Genomic DNA, 15,487 nt, shown 5'->3' on the forward strand with positions numbered 1-15,487 from the left:
CGGGCGGCCTCCGTTACGAGTCCACCCAGAACAGGCGCAGTTCCCGGTTCACGAAGAGGTGGACGTACCCGCAGGTCAGGCAGATGAGGCCGGTCGCGGACTCATTGGCCCAGGCGAGGTTGAAGAACTCCATGCCGGAGCTGTTGAGCTTGACTTCGCGGTCGCGGAAGGCGCCGCCTCCGCAGATGTGGCAGGTGATCCACCGCTCGCCTATCGCGGCACGCACCGGCTTGCCCATGGCCTGTCCTTCCCCCGAGGTCTCCGATTGAGCATCGGTGCTGGTCAGGCACCGGTCGGCCACAGTAGTCGACGGATGCGGCCGGAGGGCTCGGGGGTGGCGGCTAGGGCACCGGCTCCTTCTCGGGAGCACGGACGGCGGGGTCCGGAACGGCACCGGCCGAGGCACCCTGCCCCGTGCCCTTGCGGGGCAGCAGCAGCGCCACCGCCACCGTTCCGGCGCCGAGGATCAGGGCGCCGACCAGGCTGGTGTGGGACACCGCGTCGGAGAACGCCGAGCCGACCGCGTGCCGCATCTCCTGGGCGCCCTGGGCCAGTTCGCCGGCCTGCGCCTTCAGCTGTGCGGCCTGCTGCGGCGAGTGGGCCGCGGCGGCCTGCTCGGCGAGTTCGCGGGCCCGGCCCCCGATGGCCTGCGCGACGCCGCCGCCCGCGCCCACGGAGTCCTGCGCCTGCTCCAGCGCCTCGGGCGGCAGCTTGGAGCCCTTGGTCTCCTCCGCGAGGTTCGAGGAGTACGCGGAGGCCAGGATCGAGCCGAGCGCGGCGATGCCGAGGGAGCCGCCGAGTTCCAGGGAGGTGTCGTTGACGGCGCCGCCGACGCCGAGCTCCGACTCGGGGAAGGCCCCCATGATCGCGTCGGTGCAGGGTGACACGGCGAAGCCGAGCGAGACACCGAGCACGACGAGCGACGGCACGAAGTCCGCGTACGTGGAGGTCGCGTCGATCCGTGTGAGCAGTGCCAGGGCGGTCGTGCCGCCGACCATGCCCGTGGTCACCATGACCTTCGCGCCGAGCCGCGGCGCGAGCACGCCGGTGAGGGCCGAGCCCACGAAGACCGCGCCCGCGAGCGGCAGCATGCGTACGCCGGTCTCCAGGGCGTCGTACTCGAGGACGAACTGGAGGTGCTGCGTCAGGTAGTAGAAGACGCCGAACACGGCGAGGAAGAAGACGGCGACGGCGAGGTTGGCCCCGGCGAAGCCGCGCCGCGCGAACCGGCGCACGTCCAGGACGGGCCGCGGGTGGCGCAGCTCCCACAGGACGAACACGACGAGCCCGACGCCCGCGACGGCCGCCGCCGTGAGCGCCCGCGCGCCCCACCCGAAGTGCGGACCGTCGATGATCATAAAGATCAGGGAGCCCACCCAGACCACCGACAGCAGCCCGCCGACGTAGTCGATCCGGCCGTGCGCGGCGGCCTTGGACGGCGGCACCAGGACGAACGCGCCGACGATCGCGACCGCGCACACCGGCAGGTTGATCAGGAAGGTCGACTGCCAGCCGTGGTCCTTGAGCAGCACGCCCGCGATCAGCGGCCCGGCGGCGATGGCGATGCCGGACGTGGCCGCCCAGATCGTGATGGCCTTGGCCCGCTCCTTACGCGGGAAGGTGGCGGCGAGCAGCGAGAGCGTCGCGGGCATGATCATGGCCGCGCCGACGCCCATGACGGCGCGTACGGCGATCACCGCGCCCGCGCTGTCGACCATCGCCCCGGCCGCCGCGCCCGCGCCCATCACCAGCAGGCCGAGCACCAGCGCGCCCCGGCGGCTGTACTTGTCGCCGATCGCGCCGAGCAGCAGCATCAGCGCGGCGTACGGGACGGTGTAGGCGTCGATGACCCACTGCAGGTCCGAGCTGGACAGGCCGAGGTCGAGGGTCATGTCGGGCGCCGCGACCGTGAGCGCGGTGTTCGCCATGACGGCGATCAGCAGGCTCAGGCACAGCACGAGCAGGGCCCACCAGCGGCGGGCGTAAGGACGGTCCGACTTCTCGACCGGTTCCGTGATCAGCAAGGGCATCGGGTCCACCCCTCGAGGGTTCGGCGGGCACGGGGCGGTGCGCGGCGGTGCGTGGCGGCGCTCCAGGCCTTGCACAGCCCTGTGCAATTGCACGTCGCTGTGCAATGTACGCGACGGCGCCTGGTTTTGCACACCGGTGTGCAAGTCGGCTGCCGGGCGGCAGAATGACGTCATGAGCCGTACGAAGCCGACGCCGACGCCGGGTGCGAGCGGGGCCACCACGGGTGCCGGGCCCTCCGGGGGCACCGGACCCGCAGCCTCCGCGCCCCCGCCCGCGCCCGCGCCCGCCGCCACGACCCGTGCTGACGCCAACCGGCGCCGCATCCTCGACGTCGCCTTCGCCGAGCTGTCCCGGGACCCGGACGCGTCCATGGACCAGATCGCCCGCGCCGCCGGGGTGGTGCGCCGCACGGTCTACGGCCACTTCCCCAGCCGCGACGCGCTGGTCACCGCACTCCTGGACGAGGCCGTGGCGGCGGTGATGACCGTGCACGCCGCCGCGTACGAGGAGGACGCCGACGACCCGGTGCGGGCCGTCGCGGGCGCGATGCTCGGGGTGTGGCGCGTCACCGCGCCCTACCGCCTGCTGCTCTCCCTCGCGCAGCGCGCGGTCACCATGGACGGCATCCGCGAACGCCTCGCCCCCATGCACGCGGCGGGCGTCGCCATGTTCCAACGGGCCCTGGACGAGGGGCGCTTCACCACGCCGGTGCCACCCCGCGCCCTCGTCTACGTCCTCGAAAGCATCGTCTTCGGCCTCATGGAGGCGGTGAACGACGGCGTGCTTGAGTCGGAGGAGGCGGGTCGCGCGGCGGCGGCCACGTTTCTGACGGCGGCCGGGGTGCCGCTGCCGGAGGCGACCGCCCTCGTCGCCGAGGTGGCCTCGGCCTAGCCGCTGCGGGGCAGTTCGGCGCGAACGGTCTTGCCGCGCTCCGGGTGTACGAACCAGCCGACGTCGGCGGCGAGTCGGCGTACGACCATCAGCCCCCGCCCACCCTCCCCCATCGCGTCCGCGACGCCCCCGTCGAACCCGGGGAAGCGGTGGACCGGGTCGGACACGTCGACGACGAGGCCCCCGCCCTCGGCGAGGGCGAGCCGCAGCCACAGGTGGTGGCCTGCCACCCTGCCGTGGCGCGCGGCGTTGGCGACGAGTTCGGAGACGACGAGCACGGCGTCGTCGACGTCGCCGGACCAGGGCCACGAGACGAGCCGCCGCCGCGCATGGGAACGCGCGAGCCTGGCGGCCGCCGGGGTCATGGGGTAGCTGGAGACCCATTCGTGGGTGAGGGGCGCCGGAAGGGGGGAGGGGGTGGGGTTTCTCATGCAACTACGCTCTCGACATTTCCCGTTCGACTGCAATCGAACTTCCCTGAAATTTCCAGGCAGTGAGAATTGGACTATGCAGGAATGTGCACAACTGACTGCGACAGCCGCACATGAGGTGTCACACTCCGAACGCAAGGGCAGGTGACACGCACAAGGAAACGCGGACGGTGCGCATGGCAGCCAAGCGCGGGCAGACTGGACAAAGGCTGGAACTGGGCCTGCAGATGCGACAGTTGAGGGAAGAGCGTGGCCTGACACGCAAGCAGGCGGTGCAGGGACTGAGGATCTCCGAGGCATCGCTGCTGCGGATCGAGAACGGAGCCCTGAACTTCCGCAACGTGGGGGATCTCCGGAAGGCACTGGCCAAGTACGGGGTGACTGACGAGGACGTCATCGAGTCCTTCGTCGACCTCAACCGGGAATCATCCCGCTGGGACTGGACAACGCAGTACCGCGGGCTGATGCCACCCGGCATGCCCGCCTTCGTTGGCCTCGAACCAGAGGCCAGAAGCATGCGGATCTACCACCCCACGCTGGTCCACGGCCTGCTCCAGACGCAGCGGTATGCACAGGCGCTCCACGACTTGAACAAGCCCGTGGAAGAGACCACGTCGGAGTTCATCCGCAACAGCGTGGCGTTGAGGATGAAACGCCAGGAGTGCATCACCCGCGAGAACCCAGTCAAGCTTCGCGCGATCCTCGGCGAAGCAGCCCTGCGCTATCCGGTCGGCGGGGCGGAGGTGATGCGTGAGCAGTACGAGAAACTCGCCGAGCTGGCGTCCTGGGAGCACATCACGCTCCAGGTGTTGCCATTCCGCAACGGTTACCGCTCGACGAACGATTTTGGGATCCTCGATCTCGGCGACCGACTGCCGCCCCGTGTCCAGATCGACAGCGCCTGGGGCGCGGTGCACACGTCGGACAAGCTACGCGAGGTCGACCGGTTCGCCCGTCGGTTCGATGCCATGGCAGCCTCCGCCCTTCCTCCTGAGGACACTCCTCAATTCATGACCCAACTACAACGAGAGCTCTGAACCTATGACCACCTATGCCAATGCAACCGAACTCGCCCCCCATGGCGCCTGGTTCAAGTCGTCGTACAGCGACGGGCAGGGCCAGAGTTGCCTTGAGGTCGCCGACCTCACCACCTGGTTCACATCGTCGTACAGCGGCGGCACAGGCAACAACTGCATAGAGGTCTGCGACTTCCCACACCCCGCCGAAGGCGTCGGCGTCCGCGACTCCAAGAACCCGTCGGGTCCCGCCCTGCTCCTCGGGCTCCCCGCCTGGAAGGCGTTCGTCGGATCACTCTGAACCTCACCGGGGCGGCGGGATCGGCCGACCAAGAATCAGCCGGTCCCGTAGCTCCCGGCACCTGAACCGCACGTCATCCTCAGCGAGACCGCACCGAGCTCTCCGGCCGGAGGCGCAGAGTCGAGAGGCGTGAACCCATGAACGCTCGCCGCAACGCCCACAACCTCGCCCCAGAAAGGGCGTGGCGCAAGTCCTCGTACAGCGGCGGCACAGGAAACAACTGCCTAGAGGTTGCCGCCCTCCCCTCACACCCCGCCGGAGGCGTAGGCATCCGCGACTCCAAGAACCCCACAGGCCCCGCCCTCCTCCTCGCGCTCCCCGCCTGGACGGCATTCATCGGATCGCTCTGACCTCACGAGCCGACGGGGAGCGGCCGACCAAGAATCAGCCGGTCCCCGCTTCACCCGTCGGTTCGGCGCCATGCCCGCCTCCGCCTTCCCCCCCGGACTACATCACCCACCACTAGATAGAGCGTTCTAGTCCACGAGCACCAGACACCAGAGAGCGCACAAACTCGCCCCCGACAACGCCTGGTTCACATCGTCGTACGGCGGCGGCACAGGCAACAACTGCATAGAGGTCACCGCCCACCACTCGCACCCCGCCGGAGGCGTCGGCATCCGCGACTCCAAGAACCCCACAGGCCCCGCCCTCCCCTCACGCTCCCCGCCTGGACGGCGTTCGTCGGATCACTCTGAACCTCACCGGGGCGGCGAAAGCAGCCCCCGCCCCCCTCGAACCAGTACCAACCAACTAGATAGAACGTTCTAGTCCATGAGCACTTAGCACCGGACAGCACACAAACTCGCCCCCGAGAACACCTGGTTCAAGTCGTCGTACAGCGGCGGCGCAGGCAACAACTGCATAGAGGTCACCGCCCACCTCTCGCACCCCGCCGGAGGCGTCGGCGTCCGCGGCTCCAAGAACCCAGCAGGCCCCGCCCTGCTCCTGACGCTCCCCGCCTGGAAGGCGTTCGTCGGGTCACTCTGACCCCACCGGGCGGCGGGACCGCCTGGTGTCCCGTCTCCACCTCGGACAGGCGGCGCGAAGTCGCCTGCCTCACACGTCGGTTCGATGCCATGGTCATCTCGGCCTTCCTCCCGAGGGCACCGCCGACCTCCCGCACCGCCTGGAACGAGGACGAGAGGTGTGAACCCATGAACGCCCGCTTCAACGCCCACGACCTCGCCCCCGAAGGGGCCTGGCGCAAGTCCTCGTACAGCGACGGCACTCCGAGCAGCTGCCTAGACGATCAGTTCCAAGGGGTCAGTGAGCGAGCGGAGGGCCTCTTGCCCCTGGGTTGTAGTAGTGGCTTTGGGGGAGAGTCCGGGCTTCCGATGTGGTTTATGGCTGCCCGCAGTCGTGGGCGCGGCATGGCCCTGAGGGGTCGTCACCACTTTCGGTGCACGGTTGCCTTGCTTCCGGTCACCAAGCTGGCCGACGGAACGTCATCGGCCACGACCGCGCCAGCGGCAACCACGGCGTCACGGCCAATGCTGACGCCGGGCAGGATCGTGGCACCGGCACCGATCCACACATTCTCTGCCACGTCGATGGGTGCGCCGGTGAGGTACAGCCGCCGCTCCTCGGGATCGACCGGGTGGCCGCTGGTGATGAATGTGACCTTCGGTCCGATCATCACGCGCTCGCCGAGCCGGATGCCGGCATAGTCCAGGAACGTGCAGTTCTGGTTGATGAAGACGCGCTCGGCGAGGTCGAGGTTCAGGCCGTGGTCCGTGTAGAAGGGCGGATAGATCGTGACTCTCGGCGGCAGCGGCTTACCAAGGATCTGTTCGAGCAGTTCCGCCTTTCCCGCTTCGTCTTCGAAGGGCAGGACGTTCAGGCGGGAGGTGAGCTCGGTGACCCGCAGGACCCTCTCGGCCATGGCCTGGAACTCGGCGCTGTGGATGCGCATGAGACGGTCGCTGGACATGCCACGATCCTTTCCGCGAACCGGTGACTGGACAAGGCCCACCGGACGATCGAAGTCAAGGGGTGCCGACGAAGACGAAAACGAGGACGTCCAAGATCGTTTTGTGACGAACAACCTGGACACCCTCGCGACAGCACTCTAGGCGACGACCGACGACCTGCTGAAAGAGCGTCCGGACCTGGCGCCGTGGCGGCCGGCCGTGGGCATCGCGCCGCAGTTCACCGACCCCGAGCTGGCCACCCTCGCGATGATGCAGGCCATGCTCGGCTTCACCTCCGAGGCCAGGTGGCTCCGGCATGCCCGGGCCCACCTGCGGCACCTCTTTCCGTACCTGCCCCAGCAACCCGGCTACAACAAGCGGCTGCGCAAGGCCGCCGAGTCACTCGGAGCCTGGCCACCAGCACCACGGTGTGGAGCGACGACGTATGGATCGTGGACTCCACACCTGTGGAATGCGGCCGCTCGCGGGAGACCGTGCTGGACCTCTTCGCGGCCGAACCGCACCTCCTCGCCGCCCGGCCCGGCCGGACACTGATCGGGGACAAGAACTACTTCGGCCGCGACTTCGCACGCGAACTGGCCGAGTACGGAATCCAGTTGCTCCGGCCGACCCGCAAGGGCGAACGGTAGCGGCCCGACCACTGACCCCTTGGAATTGATCATCTAGAGGTCGCCGACCTCCCCCCGCACCCCACCGAAGGCATCGGCGTCCCCGACTCCAAGAACCCAGCAGGCCCCGCCCCCCTCCTCACGCTCCCCGCCTGGACGGCATCCGTCGGATCACTCTGCCCCCACCCACTTCACGACCCCAACTAGATAGAGCGTTCTACTCCCGCGAGCCCCAGCACGGGACAGCACGGGACAGCACACAAACTCGCCTCCGAAAGCGCCTGATCCAAGTCGCCGTACAGCGGCGGCACAGGCAATATCCGCATAGAGGTCGCCGCCACCAGACACCGCCCACTTCGCCAGCCCAACTCGCCACACTTGTCTAGGACTTGCCCGACAGGTCACCACAAAGAGTGGAACGGAGGGGCATGGTCCGTTTGTTGTTTCCGGGCGAGGGGTACGCACGCCCCGTGGTCCCCGGGCAGGGGGCACGCGGCTCGAGTCGGCGAACGCGAGAGTGGGGAGATGAGTGGCCATGCTGCTCTACACGGACGTCATCAGCGGTGATGAGCTTTTCAGCGACGCGTTCCCGATCAAGGAGGTCGAGGGCGCCTACGAGGTGGACTGTCGGATGATCCAGGTCAAGTTGGGTGTTGATGTGGATCTGGGAGCAACCCCGCCCGCCGAAGACGGTGACGAAGAGCTGGACGAGAGCGTCACCACAGTGAACAACGTGGTCGCCTCATTCCGTCTGCAACAGACGTCATTCGACAAGAAGTCATACATGACGTACATCAAGGGGTACATGAAGGCCGTTGAAGCCAAGTTGAGGCAGACGAATCCCGGACGCCTCGAGGACTTCAGGAAGGGAGCTCCCGCCCTCGTCAAGAAGATCCTGGCGGACTTCGACGCCTATGAGTTCTATACCGGGCAGGGGATGGACCCCGACGCCATGGTCGCCCTGCTGAACCACAGGGCAGACGGCGGCACTCCGTACTTCACGTTCTTCAGGGACGGCGTCAAGGTACACAAGATCTGACAGGGTCTCGTGGACGCCCCCAAAGGCCGAGCCCCGACTGTGCTGGCCGGACAGGGCTCCCGTCGCAGACGGCACGGAGGAACGTGAGCGCGTTCACCGTGCGCTCGGCTCATTCCGGCGTGCGTACCTCACCGGAGCGGGGGAAACGGCTGGCCAGGAATCAGCCGGTCCCGGTTCAGCCAGTCCTGTAGCTCCCGGTGGCGGAACTCGTATGTGCCGCCTACCACCCGGAGCAGGCCCGCGTGGTAGGCCCAGGCCAGGAAGGGGCCGGGGCGTGGGGGCACGCGGCCGGTGGCGGCTCCGGTGAGCGTCGTGGCGACGCGGGCCAGGCCACCGGCGAAGGTGGTGGCGGTGAACGCGACGGCGATGAAGACGACCCCGGCGAACCCGAGCATGACCTCAGCGCCCAAGCCGATGAGGAGGACCCCGGCCAGGGTGACCGGCCGCGACAGCCAGCCGACCCGTCGGCCCAGGCGGGCGATGGCGTTCAGAATCCGCGGGCCCGAGGCCGGGCCGAGGAAGGCGCACCCGAAGGCGTAGAAGACGGCGAGCCCCGCCACGACGCCGGACTCGAAGCCGCCGTTCGGCGCCAGGCCGGGACCAAGGCCACCGGCGGCGATCGCCGCGAAACCGCCCATCAGTACAAAGCGCGGCATGACGCCGTCGCCCCGCAGCAGGGTGCCGACGAGGACGGCGGCCACGCCCAGGGCCACCGACCACCCCCAGAGCGGAAACCCCTCGATGGCCCAGGCACCCGCACCGGTGAGTACCGGCACCGCGACACACGAGACCAGGCCCCGCCTGCCGCCGTACACGGGTTGGGGCGCGTCCACGGCGAGGGCCAGCCACCCGAAGAACGCGACGGCGGCCCCCAGCGCGTACCAGCCCTCCGGTGGCACGGCCGCGAAGGCGGAAGTGAAGCGGGCCGCCGCGCCAAGGACGAGGAAGCCCACCGGCACCAGTGTCGCGGCGCCGTTCGACAGAGCGGGTCGGAGGGCGCCGCGCGCGCGTTCCCCCCACCGGGGGCGGGGGTGGCGGGCGTGCTCCGGAGGCGCCAGCGGAGCGTACTCGTACAGCGTGAACGCCCACGTGATGGCCGAGACGAGGACCGCTGCCCCCGCCATCCACAGGCTCCACAGCAGCCCCGCTCGGTGCACCCACCACCCCCGGGGCACCAGCCCCCGTACGACATCCGGCACCAGGCACAGCGCGGCGGTGACGACCGACAAGGCCACCGTCAGGGACGCGAACGTGGTCACGGCCTTCCCGGCGACCCGGCCGAGCGTCGCCTCGTCCGTCGCCCCGGCCTCGGCCATGCGCCCGAGCCACCGCTGGACCGACTCCGGCTCGTACGTCCGCAGCCGCCCCCACACGGTCCGGTCCCCGGTGAGGCTCTCCCCCGCCCGCCGCACGGCGGCGTTGGCGGACCGGGTCGCGGCCGGGACGTAGCGCGCGAGCAGCTGCTGGCGGATGTCGGCCGCCGAGGAACCGTCGGTGGGCGCGGCCACACCATCCGGCCCTCCGTACACGGCGATCGCGAGCCCCAGATAGAACGGCGAGCTCAGGGCCTCGGCCATGGCGCCGCCCGCCGTGCCGTCGCGCATCGCGTCGACGACGGCGTCCATGGGGGAAGCCCGGCCGTCCGAGCGCAGGGCGACATGGCGGCGGGCCTGCTCGGCGTCGACGCCGCCCACGGACAACAGCGTCGCCTCGCGCAGCCAGGCGTGCCGCTCGGACAGCTCCTCGTAGCGCTGTGCGCGGCAGGTCAGGACGAGCGGCGCGCTGCCGCCGACGGACTGGTACTCGTTGAGGTCGGCGAGCGCCGCGCTCGCCCGCTCCGGCTCCGCGAGGTCGGGGTCCATCTCGTCGAGGCCGTCCAGTACGGGGACGACGAGCCGCCGCGCCACGAGATCGGCGGCGGCCGCGCCCGGCACCTCGTACGCCTTGACGAGGCTGTCCCTGAGCCAGTGCTCGAAGCCACCGACCGTACGGCGGCGGCCCCACCAGCGGCGCTGGGCGCGGTCCTGCGGCAGATCGCGGATGGCGAGCCGCACCGGCACGGGGTCGGTGTCCGCGCGCGCGGCGAGCAGCCGCACCACCAGGTGCACGGCGAGGACGGTCTTCCCGGCGCCGGGCGGCCCGGTCACCACCAGGCGCCCCGGCGCGGCGGCGTACCACTCCGCGACGTCGGAGATCCGCTGCCGCCCGGCGGGCTCCGCGCCGCCCTGGCGTGGCGTCACCTCCACGGGCAGGTCGATGAGGTGCGCGCCGGTGCCAAGGATGTGGGTGCGCTCGGCGACCTCCACGTCCTGGACGGCGCGGGCGAGCCGGTCGAGCGCCACCGCGCGGGCGTCGGCGGCCCGCTGGAGCCGGAGCGCGCCGAGGCCGACGGCGGTGCCGACGAGCACCCCGAACACGCCGAGCGGCAGCCCGAGCACGCCCGCCACGTCCTGCGGCGCGAGCGCGCCGTGCCGCAGCGACCACCCCGCCCAGCCGCACCCCGCGACCAGGACCACGACCCCGCCTCCGAGCAGCCACCGCGGCCCGGTGACGCCCCGCCTCCCCGCGTCCATGGCACAGAGCATGCACCCGAGGTGCGCGCTCGGGGGCCCAAAGGGACGTCAGCGGTTGTGACCGAAAACGGACCCGGCGCACCGGACAGAGGCCGTACGGTACTTGTCGATCACCGCAACGTTGCGGTGGCACACGCATGTTGACTGGCGGAGCGAGGGGGACACGCATGGCGTGGGAGGAGTGGGAGCGGGTCAAGTCCGCGGCGGTGGAGCAGCACAGCACGCGGATGCAACTGAACCAGGCGGAGCCAGCGCCGGGCGGCGTCTCCGGCACGCTGGTGTCGGACAAGGCGTCGTGGGCCAAGGCGGGCCACGACGTCGGCTCGCTCCGCGAGGGCATCGGCAAGGCGCTCGACGCGCTCGCCGACGGCCAGAGCGGCCTCGGCAAGGACACCGGCTGCCGAACGGCGGCCGCGCAGATGGAAGTCCACGCTTCCTGGGAGCGGTACGTGAAGAGCGTGAACCAGCGGTGCGCGAAGCTCGCGGGCCTGCTGGAGAAGGCGGGCAACAACCAGGTGAAGACCGAGGAGGCGATCACGGCCGAGATCGGCACCATGAAGGTGGAGTACGCCGACACGCCCGCGACCGGCGGCCAGGGCAAGGGGCGGTAGGCGCACGTCATGGATCTCGCCACGCTCAAAGCCCTCAGGCCGAAGGAGTACGCGGACGCGGCCGACGGCTACCGCCGCACCTCCGAGATGGCCGACGCCGCCCGTGACCGCCTCGCGACGCGGATCGTCGTGGCCATGCGCGACGAGCTGAAGGGAGACGCCGCGACGGCCGCGATCGGCCAACTGCGCCAGCTGGCCGAGAACTTCCACTACGTCCAGACCGAGTGCGGCCTCGTCAGCTCGGCGCTCGACGCGTTCTCGTACGAGATGGAAGCGGCCAAGCGCAAACTGGACGCGGCCCTGGCGGACGCCGACGCGGGCGGTCTCACGGTGCGCTCCGACGGCTCGGTCAGCTATCCGCCGGGCGGCGAGAAGGGCACGGACGGCAAGACTCCGCAGGGCGGCACGGCCACCGGCCTGACGGACGCCACCGCCGCCGCCGTCGGCCGCCAGGCGGCCCGGTTCGACCCCAACCCCAAGCACCGCCTCGCCCAGGACTGCGCGGACCTGATCGCCACCGCCCTCAAGGAGGCCACCGAGGCCGACGCCAAGTGGGCCCCGAAGCTACGGGCCCTGAAGGCCGACGACGACCTGACCGTCAGCGCCCGCGACTGGGCCGACACCGCCTCGGACGCCAAGGGCGTGAAGGCGGCGGGCAAGGAGTACCTCGACTCCCTGCCCCAACCACCCGCGAAGGGCGACCCCAAGGCCAACGCGGAGTGGTGGAAAAGCCTCAACGCCGACGAACAGGCAGCGTGGTCCTCCATGCGCCCCAACACCGTCGGCAACCTGGACGGCCTCCCCACCACGGTCCGCGACGAGGCGAACCGCACGGTGCTGGCCGAGTCGCGGGGTTCCGCGCAGGTCGCGTACGACACGTGGCTGAGGAAGCACCCGGAGCCCACCCGGTACACGAGCTACATCAACCCCATGACCGGCACCATCATGAAGAACGTCAAGGTCGAGAGCGTGGCCTGGAAGGAGTGGGAGGCGGCGCGGAAGAGCGCCCATAAGTCCATCGACGGTATGGATGCGATCCAGCGCCGGTTCGACGCGTCCGGCGCGGGCGGAATGCCCCAGGCGTACCTGCTGGGATTCAGCACCGAGGCGGACGGCCGCGCGATCGTCGCCAACGGGAACCCGGATACGGCGGATCACCAGGCTGTCTACGTGCCGGGGACGAAGGCCGCACTGGGGAACATCGAGGGGGACATCAACCGTGGAGTGAAGATCTGGAACTCGGCCGACGCCAAATCCGGCGGAGATTCCGTTTCCACCATCACCTGGCTCGGATACGACGCACCCGATGCCGTCGTCAAGGACGCCACCTTCGAGCACTACGCGTACGACGGAGCTCCCGCGTTGAACCGGTTCCTGGACGGTCTAGAGACATCGCACACCGGCGACACGGCACCGCACCGCACGGTGATCGGCCATTCGTACGGATCGACCCTGATCGGAGCGGCGGCCCAGACAGGGGACCTCAACTCCGATGACGTCGTCTTCGCGGGCAGCCCGGGTGCCAAGGTGTCGCACGCCGATCAACTGGATGTCCCCAAGGGGCATGTGTGGAACGAGGAGGCCAAGGGCGACGTCGTTCCGGAAGCCGGGCGCCTTCTGCACGGCGGGCGCGAGAGCGTTCTTGAAGAGCCCATTATTCCCAGTGATGAGGAATTCGGAGCCAACCAGATGGCCACGGACACCCAAGGCCACAGCGGTTACTGGGATGAAGACTCCAGGAGTCTGCTGAACCAAGCCCTGGTGGTGGTCGGAAGGGAGGGCGACGTGAAGTTGGTGGAACCTCCCGGAATCCCCGAAGAGTTGATGCGTGCGAAGTAGGAGAGAGCCTGACGTGAAGACCAGAACGCGCGCCTCAGTGCTCGCTGTCCCCCTTGCACTGGCAGCCCTGACAGGATGCGGCATGAGTGACGACAAAGACGAGAAGTCCGGCGTCCCGTTCGCGGGAACGAGCACCTCACGTGACGCCGCCGATGCGATGAAGAAGACCTCCAGCGGCATCTACGAGCTGATCGGTGTGAAGGGAAAGGCATCGGAGAACTTCCCGGGAGTCACCGAGTGCGCGGGCAAGGACAAGAAGACGTACTTCCGGATCTACCATCCGTGGAGCTTCCGCCCCGCTTCGGCCGGTGATCTCGACGAAGCGATGGAGCGAATCAAGAGAGAACTTCCGAAGCACGGGTGGAAGATCGTCGAGTACGGCCCTGACACCAGCAAGAACAAGAACATCAACCTGACCGCTGACAACGACAAGAAGAAGGTCAGCGTCAACATCGTCAAAATGTCGAAGGGTGACCGGCCGATGCTGAGCCTGGACCTCGTATCCGGCTGCTACAAGGTCCCCGACGGCGAAGAGGTAGACCTCTACCCCAGCTGAGCCACACACCCAAACGCCGGACAGTTCCAGCCCGTCCGGCGTTTGAGGACGAGGCGCGAAGCGCCAACGTCTGTTGAGCGGGGGAACGGGGGCGGCAGCCCCCGGTTCGGGAAGGGGCGGGCCTGGGGCGCCCCGCGAGGGCTAGGCCTGGGCCGGGGCCTTCTCCATCGGCACCTGCTCGGGCACCGACTCCGCAGTCGGGACGTCCCCATGCCCGTCATCCACCAGCGTCCGCTCGTCGAACGGAAGCGACCCGTCGAGGACGAGAGCGACCCGCTCCCGGTCGACCTCCTTGGTCCACGTGCCGATCAGAAGCGTCGCCACCGCGTTCCCCGCGAAGTTCGTCAGGGCGCGCGCCTCGCTCATGAAGCGGTCGACGCCGATGATCAGGCCGACGCCGTCGACGAGGGCGGGCTTGTGGGACTGGAGGCCGCTGGCGAGGACCGCGATGCCGGAGCCGGAGACGCCCGCCGCGCCCTTGGAGGCGATCATCATGAAGAGGAGCAGGGAGATCTGCTCGCCCACGCCGAGGGGCTGGTCCATCGCGTCGGCGATGAAGAGCGACGCCATGGTCAGGTAGATCATGGTGCCGTCGAGGTTGAAGGAGTAGCCGGTCGGCACGGTGATGCCGACGACGGGGCGGCTGACGCCGAGGTGCTCCATCTTGGCGATGAGGCGGGGCAGCGCCGACTCCGAGGACGAGGTGGAGAGGATGAGCAGGAACTCCCGGCCCAGATACCTCAGCAGCTTGAAGAGGTTCACGCCGGTGACCAGGCGCAGCAGCGTACCGAGCACCAGCAGGATGAACAGCGCGCAGGTGACGTAGAAGCCGATCATGATGGTGGCAAGCGCCTTGAGCGCGTCCGTGCCGGTCTCGCCGATCACGGCCGCCATCGCGCCGAACGCACCGATGGGCGCCGCCCACATGATCATGCCGAGGATGCGGAAGACCAGCTTCTGGATGTGCCCCACCCCGCGCAGGATCGGCTCGCCCGTGCGGCCCATGGCCTGGAGGGCGAAGCCGACGAGGAGCGCGACGAGCAGGGTCTGGAGGACCTCGCCCTGGGTGAAGGCGGAGACCATCGTCTTCGGGATGATGCCGAGCGCGAAGTCGACGAGGCCCTTGTCCGCCTCGTCGGCCGCGTCATGGCCCGCGGCCTTGTCCGACGTGGTGAGGTCCATGCCGGAGCCGGGGTGCAGGATGTTGCCGACGAGCAGGCCGATGGCCAGCGCGACCACCGACATGGCGACGAAGTAGGCGAGCGCTAGCCCGCCGACCTTGCCGACCTTCGCGGCCTGCCGCACCGAGCCGACGCCGAGCACGATCGTGCAGAAGATGATCGGCGAGATCATCATCTTGATCAGGTTCACGAAGCCGGTGCCGAGGGGCTTGAGCTCCTTGGCGAAGTCCGGCGCGGCGAAACCGACCGCGATGCCGATCAGCACGGCCGCGATGACGGCGATGTAGAGGTAGTGCGTACGGTCACGCTTGGCCGGCGGGGTGCCGGTTCCGGCGGCCTCCGCCGCCGTCGTTCCATCTGCCACGGGTGCCTCCTTGGGGGACTACGACCACTGCGTCCTCGCGAGTCGTGCGGCTCACGTCCTGGCGATTCCGGGTGACTATCTCCCGGGGTGTGAGGGCGGTCACCCTTGCGTT

The 15,487-nt window shown here is 69.4% G+C and carries 15 protein-coding genes and 2 pseudogenes; 11 read left to right on the top strand and 6 right to left on the bottom strand.

Annotation, left to right across the window (positions count from 1 at the left end; genetic code table 11):
- Positions 1-13 precede the first annotated feature (13 nt).
- Complete coding sequence (locus AC07A4_RS38760; protein WP_478608578.1) at positions 14-238, bottom strand: hypothetical protein; 225 nt, start codon at positions 236-238, stop codon at positions 14-16.
- Positions 239-341: 103 nt separating this feature from the next.
- Positions 342-2,030 carry an MFS transporter gene (locus AC07A4_RS38765; protein WP_478608580.1) on the bottom strand — a complete coding sequence of 563 codons (1,689 nt, stop codon included), beginning with the start codon at positions 2,028-2,030 and terminating at the stop codon, positions 342-344.
- 172 nt (positions 2,031-2,202) lie between these two features.
- Here AC07A4_RS38765 and AC07A4_RS38770 point away from each other — a divergent pair, with 172 nt between their 5' ends.
- Positions 2,203-2,922, top strand: coding sequence for a TetR/AcrR family transcriptional regulator (locus tag AC07A4_RS38770; RefSeq protein WP_478608582.1), 720 nt, complete (start codon positions 2,203-2,205; stop codon positions 2,920-2,922).
- Here AC07A4_RS38770 and AC07A4_RS38775 read toward each other — a convergent pair.
- Positions 2,919-3,353, bottom strand: a complete 435-nt coding sequence (locus AC07A4_RS38775) for an ATP-binding protein (protein ID WP_478608584.1) — start codon at positions 3,351-3,353, stop codon at positions 2,919-2,921. The genes AC07A4_RS38770 and AC07A4_RS38775 overlap by 4 nt on opposite strands.
- A 176-nt stretch (positions 3,354-3,529) precedes the next feature.
- Between AC07A4_RS38775 and AC07A4_RS38780 the strand changes: the two genes are divergently transcribed.
- From AC07A4_RS38780 to AC07A4_RS38800, 5 genes and pseudogenes are all read left to right on the top strand, one after another.
- Positions 3,530-4,390 (top strand): helix-turn-helix domain-containing protein, encoded by an 861-nt coding sequence (locus AC07A4_RS38780; RefSeq protein WP_478608587.1) that lies wholly within the window; start codon positions 3,530-3,532, stop codon positions 4,388-4,390.
- Positions 4,391-4,394: 4 nt separating this feature from the next.
- Positions 4,395-4,670 (top strand): DUF397 domain-containing protein, encoded by a 276-nt coding sequence (locus AC07A4_RS38785; protein ID WP_478608589.1) that lies wholly within the window; start codon positions 4,395-4,397, stop codon positions 4,668-4,670.
- A 137-nt stretch (positions 4,671-4,807) separates the two neighbouring features.
- Positions 4,808-5,020 (top strand): DUF397 domain-containing protein, encoded by a 213-nt coding sequence (locus AC07A4_RS38790; protein ID WP_478608591.1) that lies wholly within the window; start codon positions 4,808-4,810, stop codon positions 5,018-5,020.
- A gap of 223 nt (positions 5,021-5,243) precedes the next feature.
- The gene (locus AC07A4_RS38795; protein ID WP_478608740.1) at positions 5,244-5,441 is read left to right on the top strand and encodes a DUF397 domain-containing protein; all 198 of its coding nucleotides are present in this window, start codon (positions 5,244-5,246) and stop codon (positions 5,439-5,441) included.
- A 60-nt stretch (positions 5,442-5,501) separates the two neighbouring features.
- A pseudogene (locus tag AC07A4_RS38800) lies at positions 5,502-5,660 on the top strand (DUF397 domain-containing protein); the annotation flags it as partial.
- Between the two features lie 400 nt (positions 5,661-6,060).
- On the opposite strand, the gene AC07A4_RS38805 reads toward AC07A4_RS38800, so the two are convergent.
- The gene (locus tag AC07A4_RS38805; protein ID WP_242715290.1) at positions 6,061-6,603 is read right to left on the bottom strand and encodes a sugar O-acetyltransferase; all 543 of its coding nucleotides are present in this window, start codon (positions 6,601-6,603) and stop codon (positions 6,061-6,063) included.
- A gap of 157 nt (positions 6,604-6,760) precedes the next feature.
- On the opposite strand from AC07A4_RS38805, the pseudogene AC07A4_RS38810 reads away from it, so the two are divergent.
- Both AC07A4_RS38810 and AC07A4_RS38815 read left to right on the top strand, forming a co-directional pair.
- Positions 6,761-7,227 (top strand): annotated as a pseudogene (locus AC07A4_RS38810) (transposase family protein); the annotation flags it as partial.
- 520 nt (positions 7,228-7,747) lie between these two features.
- Complete coding sequence (locus tag AC07A4_RS38815; protein WP_478608594.1) at positions 7,748-8,251, top strand: translationally-controlled tumor protein; 504 nt, start codon at positions 7,748-7,750, stop codon at positions 8,249-8,251.
- Between the two features lie 128 nt (positions 8,252-8,379).
- Here the strand turns inward: AC07A4_RS38815 and AC07A4_RS38820 are convergent, their stop codons facing one another.
- Positions 8,380-10,824 (bottom strand): NACHT domain-containing protein, encoded by a 2,445-nt coding sequence (locus AC07A4_RS38820; RefSeq protein ID WP_478608596.1) that lies wholly within the window; start codon positions 10,822-10,824, stop codon positions 8,380-8,382.
- A 167-nt stretch (positions 10,825-10,991) separates the two neighbouring features.
- Here AC07A4_RS38820 and AC07A4_RS38825 point away from each other — a divergent pair, with 167 nt between their 5' ends.
- The 3 genes from AC07A4_RS38825 to AC07A4_RS38835 are packed head-to-tail and all read left to right on the top strand — an operon-like array spanning position 10,992 to position 13,830.
- Positions 10,992-11,435 carry a hypothetical protein gene (locus AC07A4_RS38825; protein WP_478608598.1) on the top strand — a complete coding sequence of 148 codons (444 nt, stop codon included), beginning with the start codon at positions 10,992-10,994 and terminating at the stop codon, positions 11,433-11,435.
- Between the two features lie 9 nt (positions 11,436-11,444).
- The gene (locus AC07A4_RS38830) at positions 11,445-13,274 is read left to right on the top strand and encodes an alpha/beta hydrolase (RefSeq protein ID WP_478608601.1); all 1,830 of its coding nucleotides are present in this window, start codon (positions 11,445-11,447) and stop codon (positions 13,272-13,274) included.
- 13 nt (positions 13,275-13,287) lie between these two features.
- Complete coding sequence (locus AC07A4_RS38835) at positions 13,288-13,830, top strand: hypothetical protein (RefSeq protein WP_478608603.1); 543 nt, start codon at positions 13,288-13,290, stop codon at positions 13,828-13,830.
- A 141-nt stretch (positions 13,831-13,971) separates the two neighbouring features.
- Here the strand turns inward: AC07A4_RS38835 and AC07A4_RS38840 are convergent, their stop codons facing one another.
- Positions 13,972-15,375 (bottom strand): cation:dicarboxylate symporter family transporter, encoded by a 1,404-nt coding sequence (locus AC07A4_RS38840; protein WP_478608605.1) that lies wholly within the window; start codon positions 15,373-15,375, stop codon positions 13,972-13,974.
- Between the last annotated feature and the right edge of the window lie 112 nt (positions 15,376-15,487).

The sequence above is a fragment of the Streptomyces sp. NPDC043996 genome, assembly GCF_056435225.1.

Coding starts and splice junctions, on each gene's coding strand:
- AC07A4_RS38805 (WP_242715290.1), bottom strand. CDS start 6,603: ATGTCCAGCGACCGTCTCATGCGCATCCACAGCGCCGAGTTCCAGGCC.
- AC07A4_RS38775 (WP_478608584.1), bottom strand. CDS start 3,353: ATGAGAAACCCCACCCCCTCCCCCCTTCCGGCGCCCCTCACCCACGAA.
- AC07A4_RS38815 (WP_478608594.1), top strand. CDS start 7,748: ATGCTGCTCTACACGGACGTCATCAGCGGTGATGAGCTTTTCAGCGAC.
- AC07A4_RS38780 (WP_478608587.1), top strand. CDS start 3,530: ATGGCAGCCAAGCGCGGGCAGACTGGACAAAGGCTGGAACTGGGCCTG.
- AC07A4_RS38820 (WP_478608596.1), bottom strand. CDS start 10,824: ATGGACGCGGGGAGGCGGGGCGTCACCGGGCCGCGGTGGCTGCTCGGA.
- AC07A4_RS38770 (WP_478608582.1), top strand. CDS start 2,203: ATGAGCCGTACGAAGCCGACGCCGACGCCGGGTGCGAGCGGGGCCACC.
- AC07A4_RS38760 (WP_478608578.1), bottom strand. CDS start 238: ATGGGCAAGCCGGTGCGTGCCGCGATAGGCGAGCGGTGGATCACCTGC.
- AC07A4_RS38785 (WP_478608589.1), top strand. CDS start 4,395: ATGACCACCTATGCCAATGCAACCGAACTCGCCCCCCATGGCGCCTGG.
- AC07A4_RS38765 (WP_478608580.1), bottom strand. CDS start 2,030: ATGCCCTTGCTGATCACGGAACCGGTCGAGAAGTCGGACCGTCCTTAC.
- AC07A4_RS38790 (WP_478608591.1), top strand. CDS start 4,808: ATGAACGCTCGCCGCAACGCCCACAACCTCGCCCCAGAAAGGGCGTGG.
- AC07A4_RS38825 (WP_478608598.1), top strand. CDS start 10,992: ATGGCGTGGGAGGAGTGGGAGCGGGTCAAGTCCGCGGCGGTGGAGCAG.
- AC07A4_RS38830 (WP_478608601.1), top strand. CDS start 11,445: ATGGATCTCGCCACGCTCAAAGCCCTCAGGCCGAAGGAGTACGCGGAC.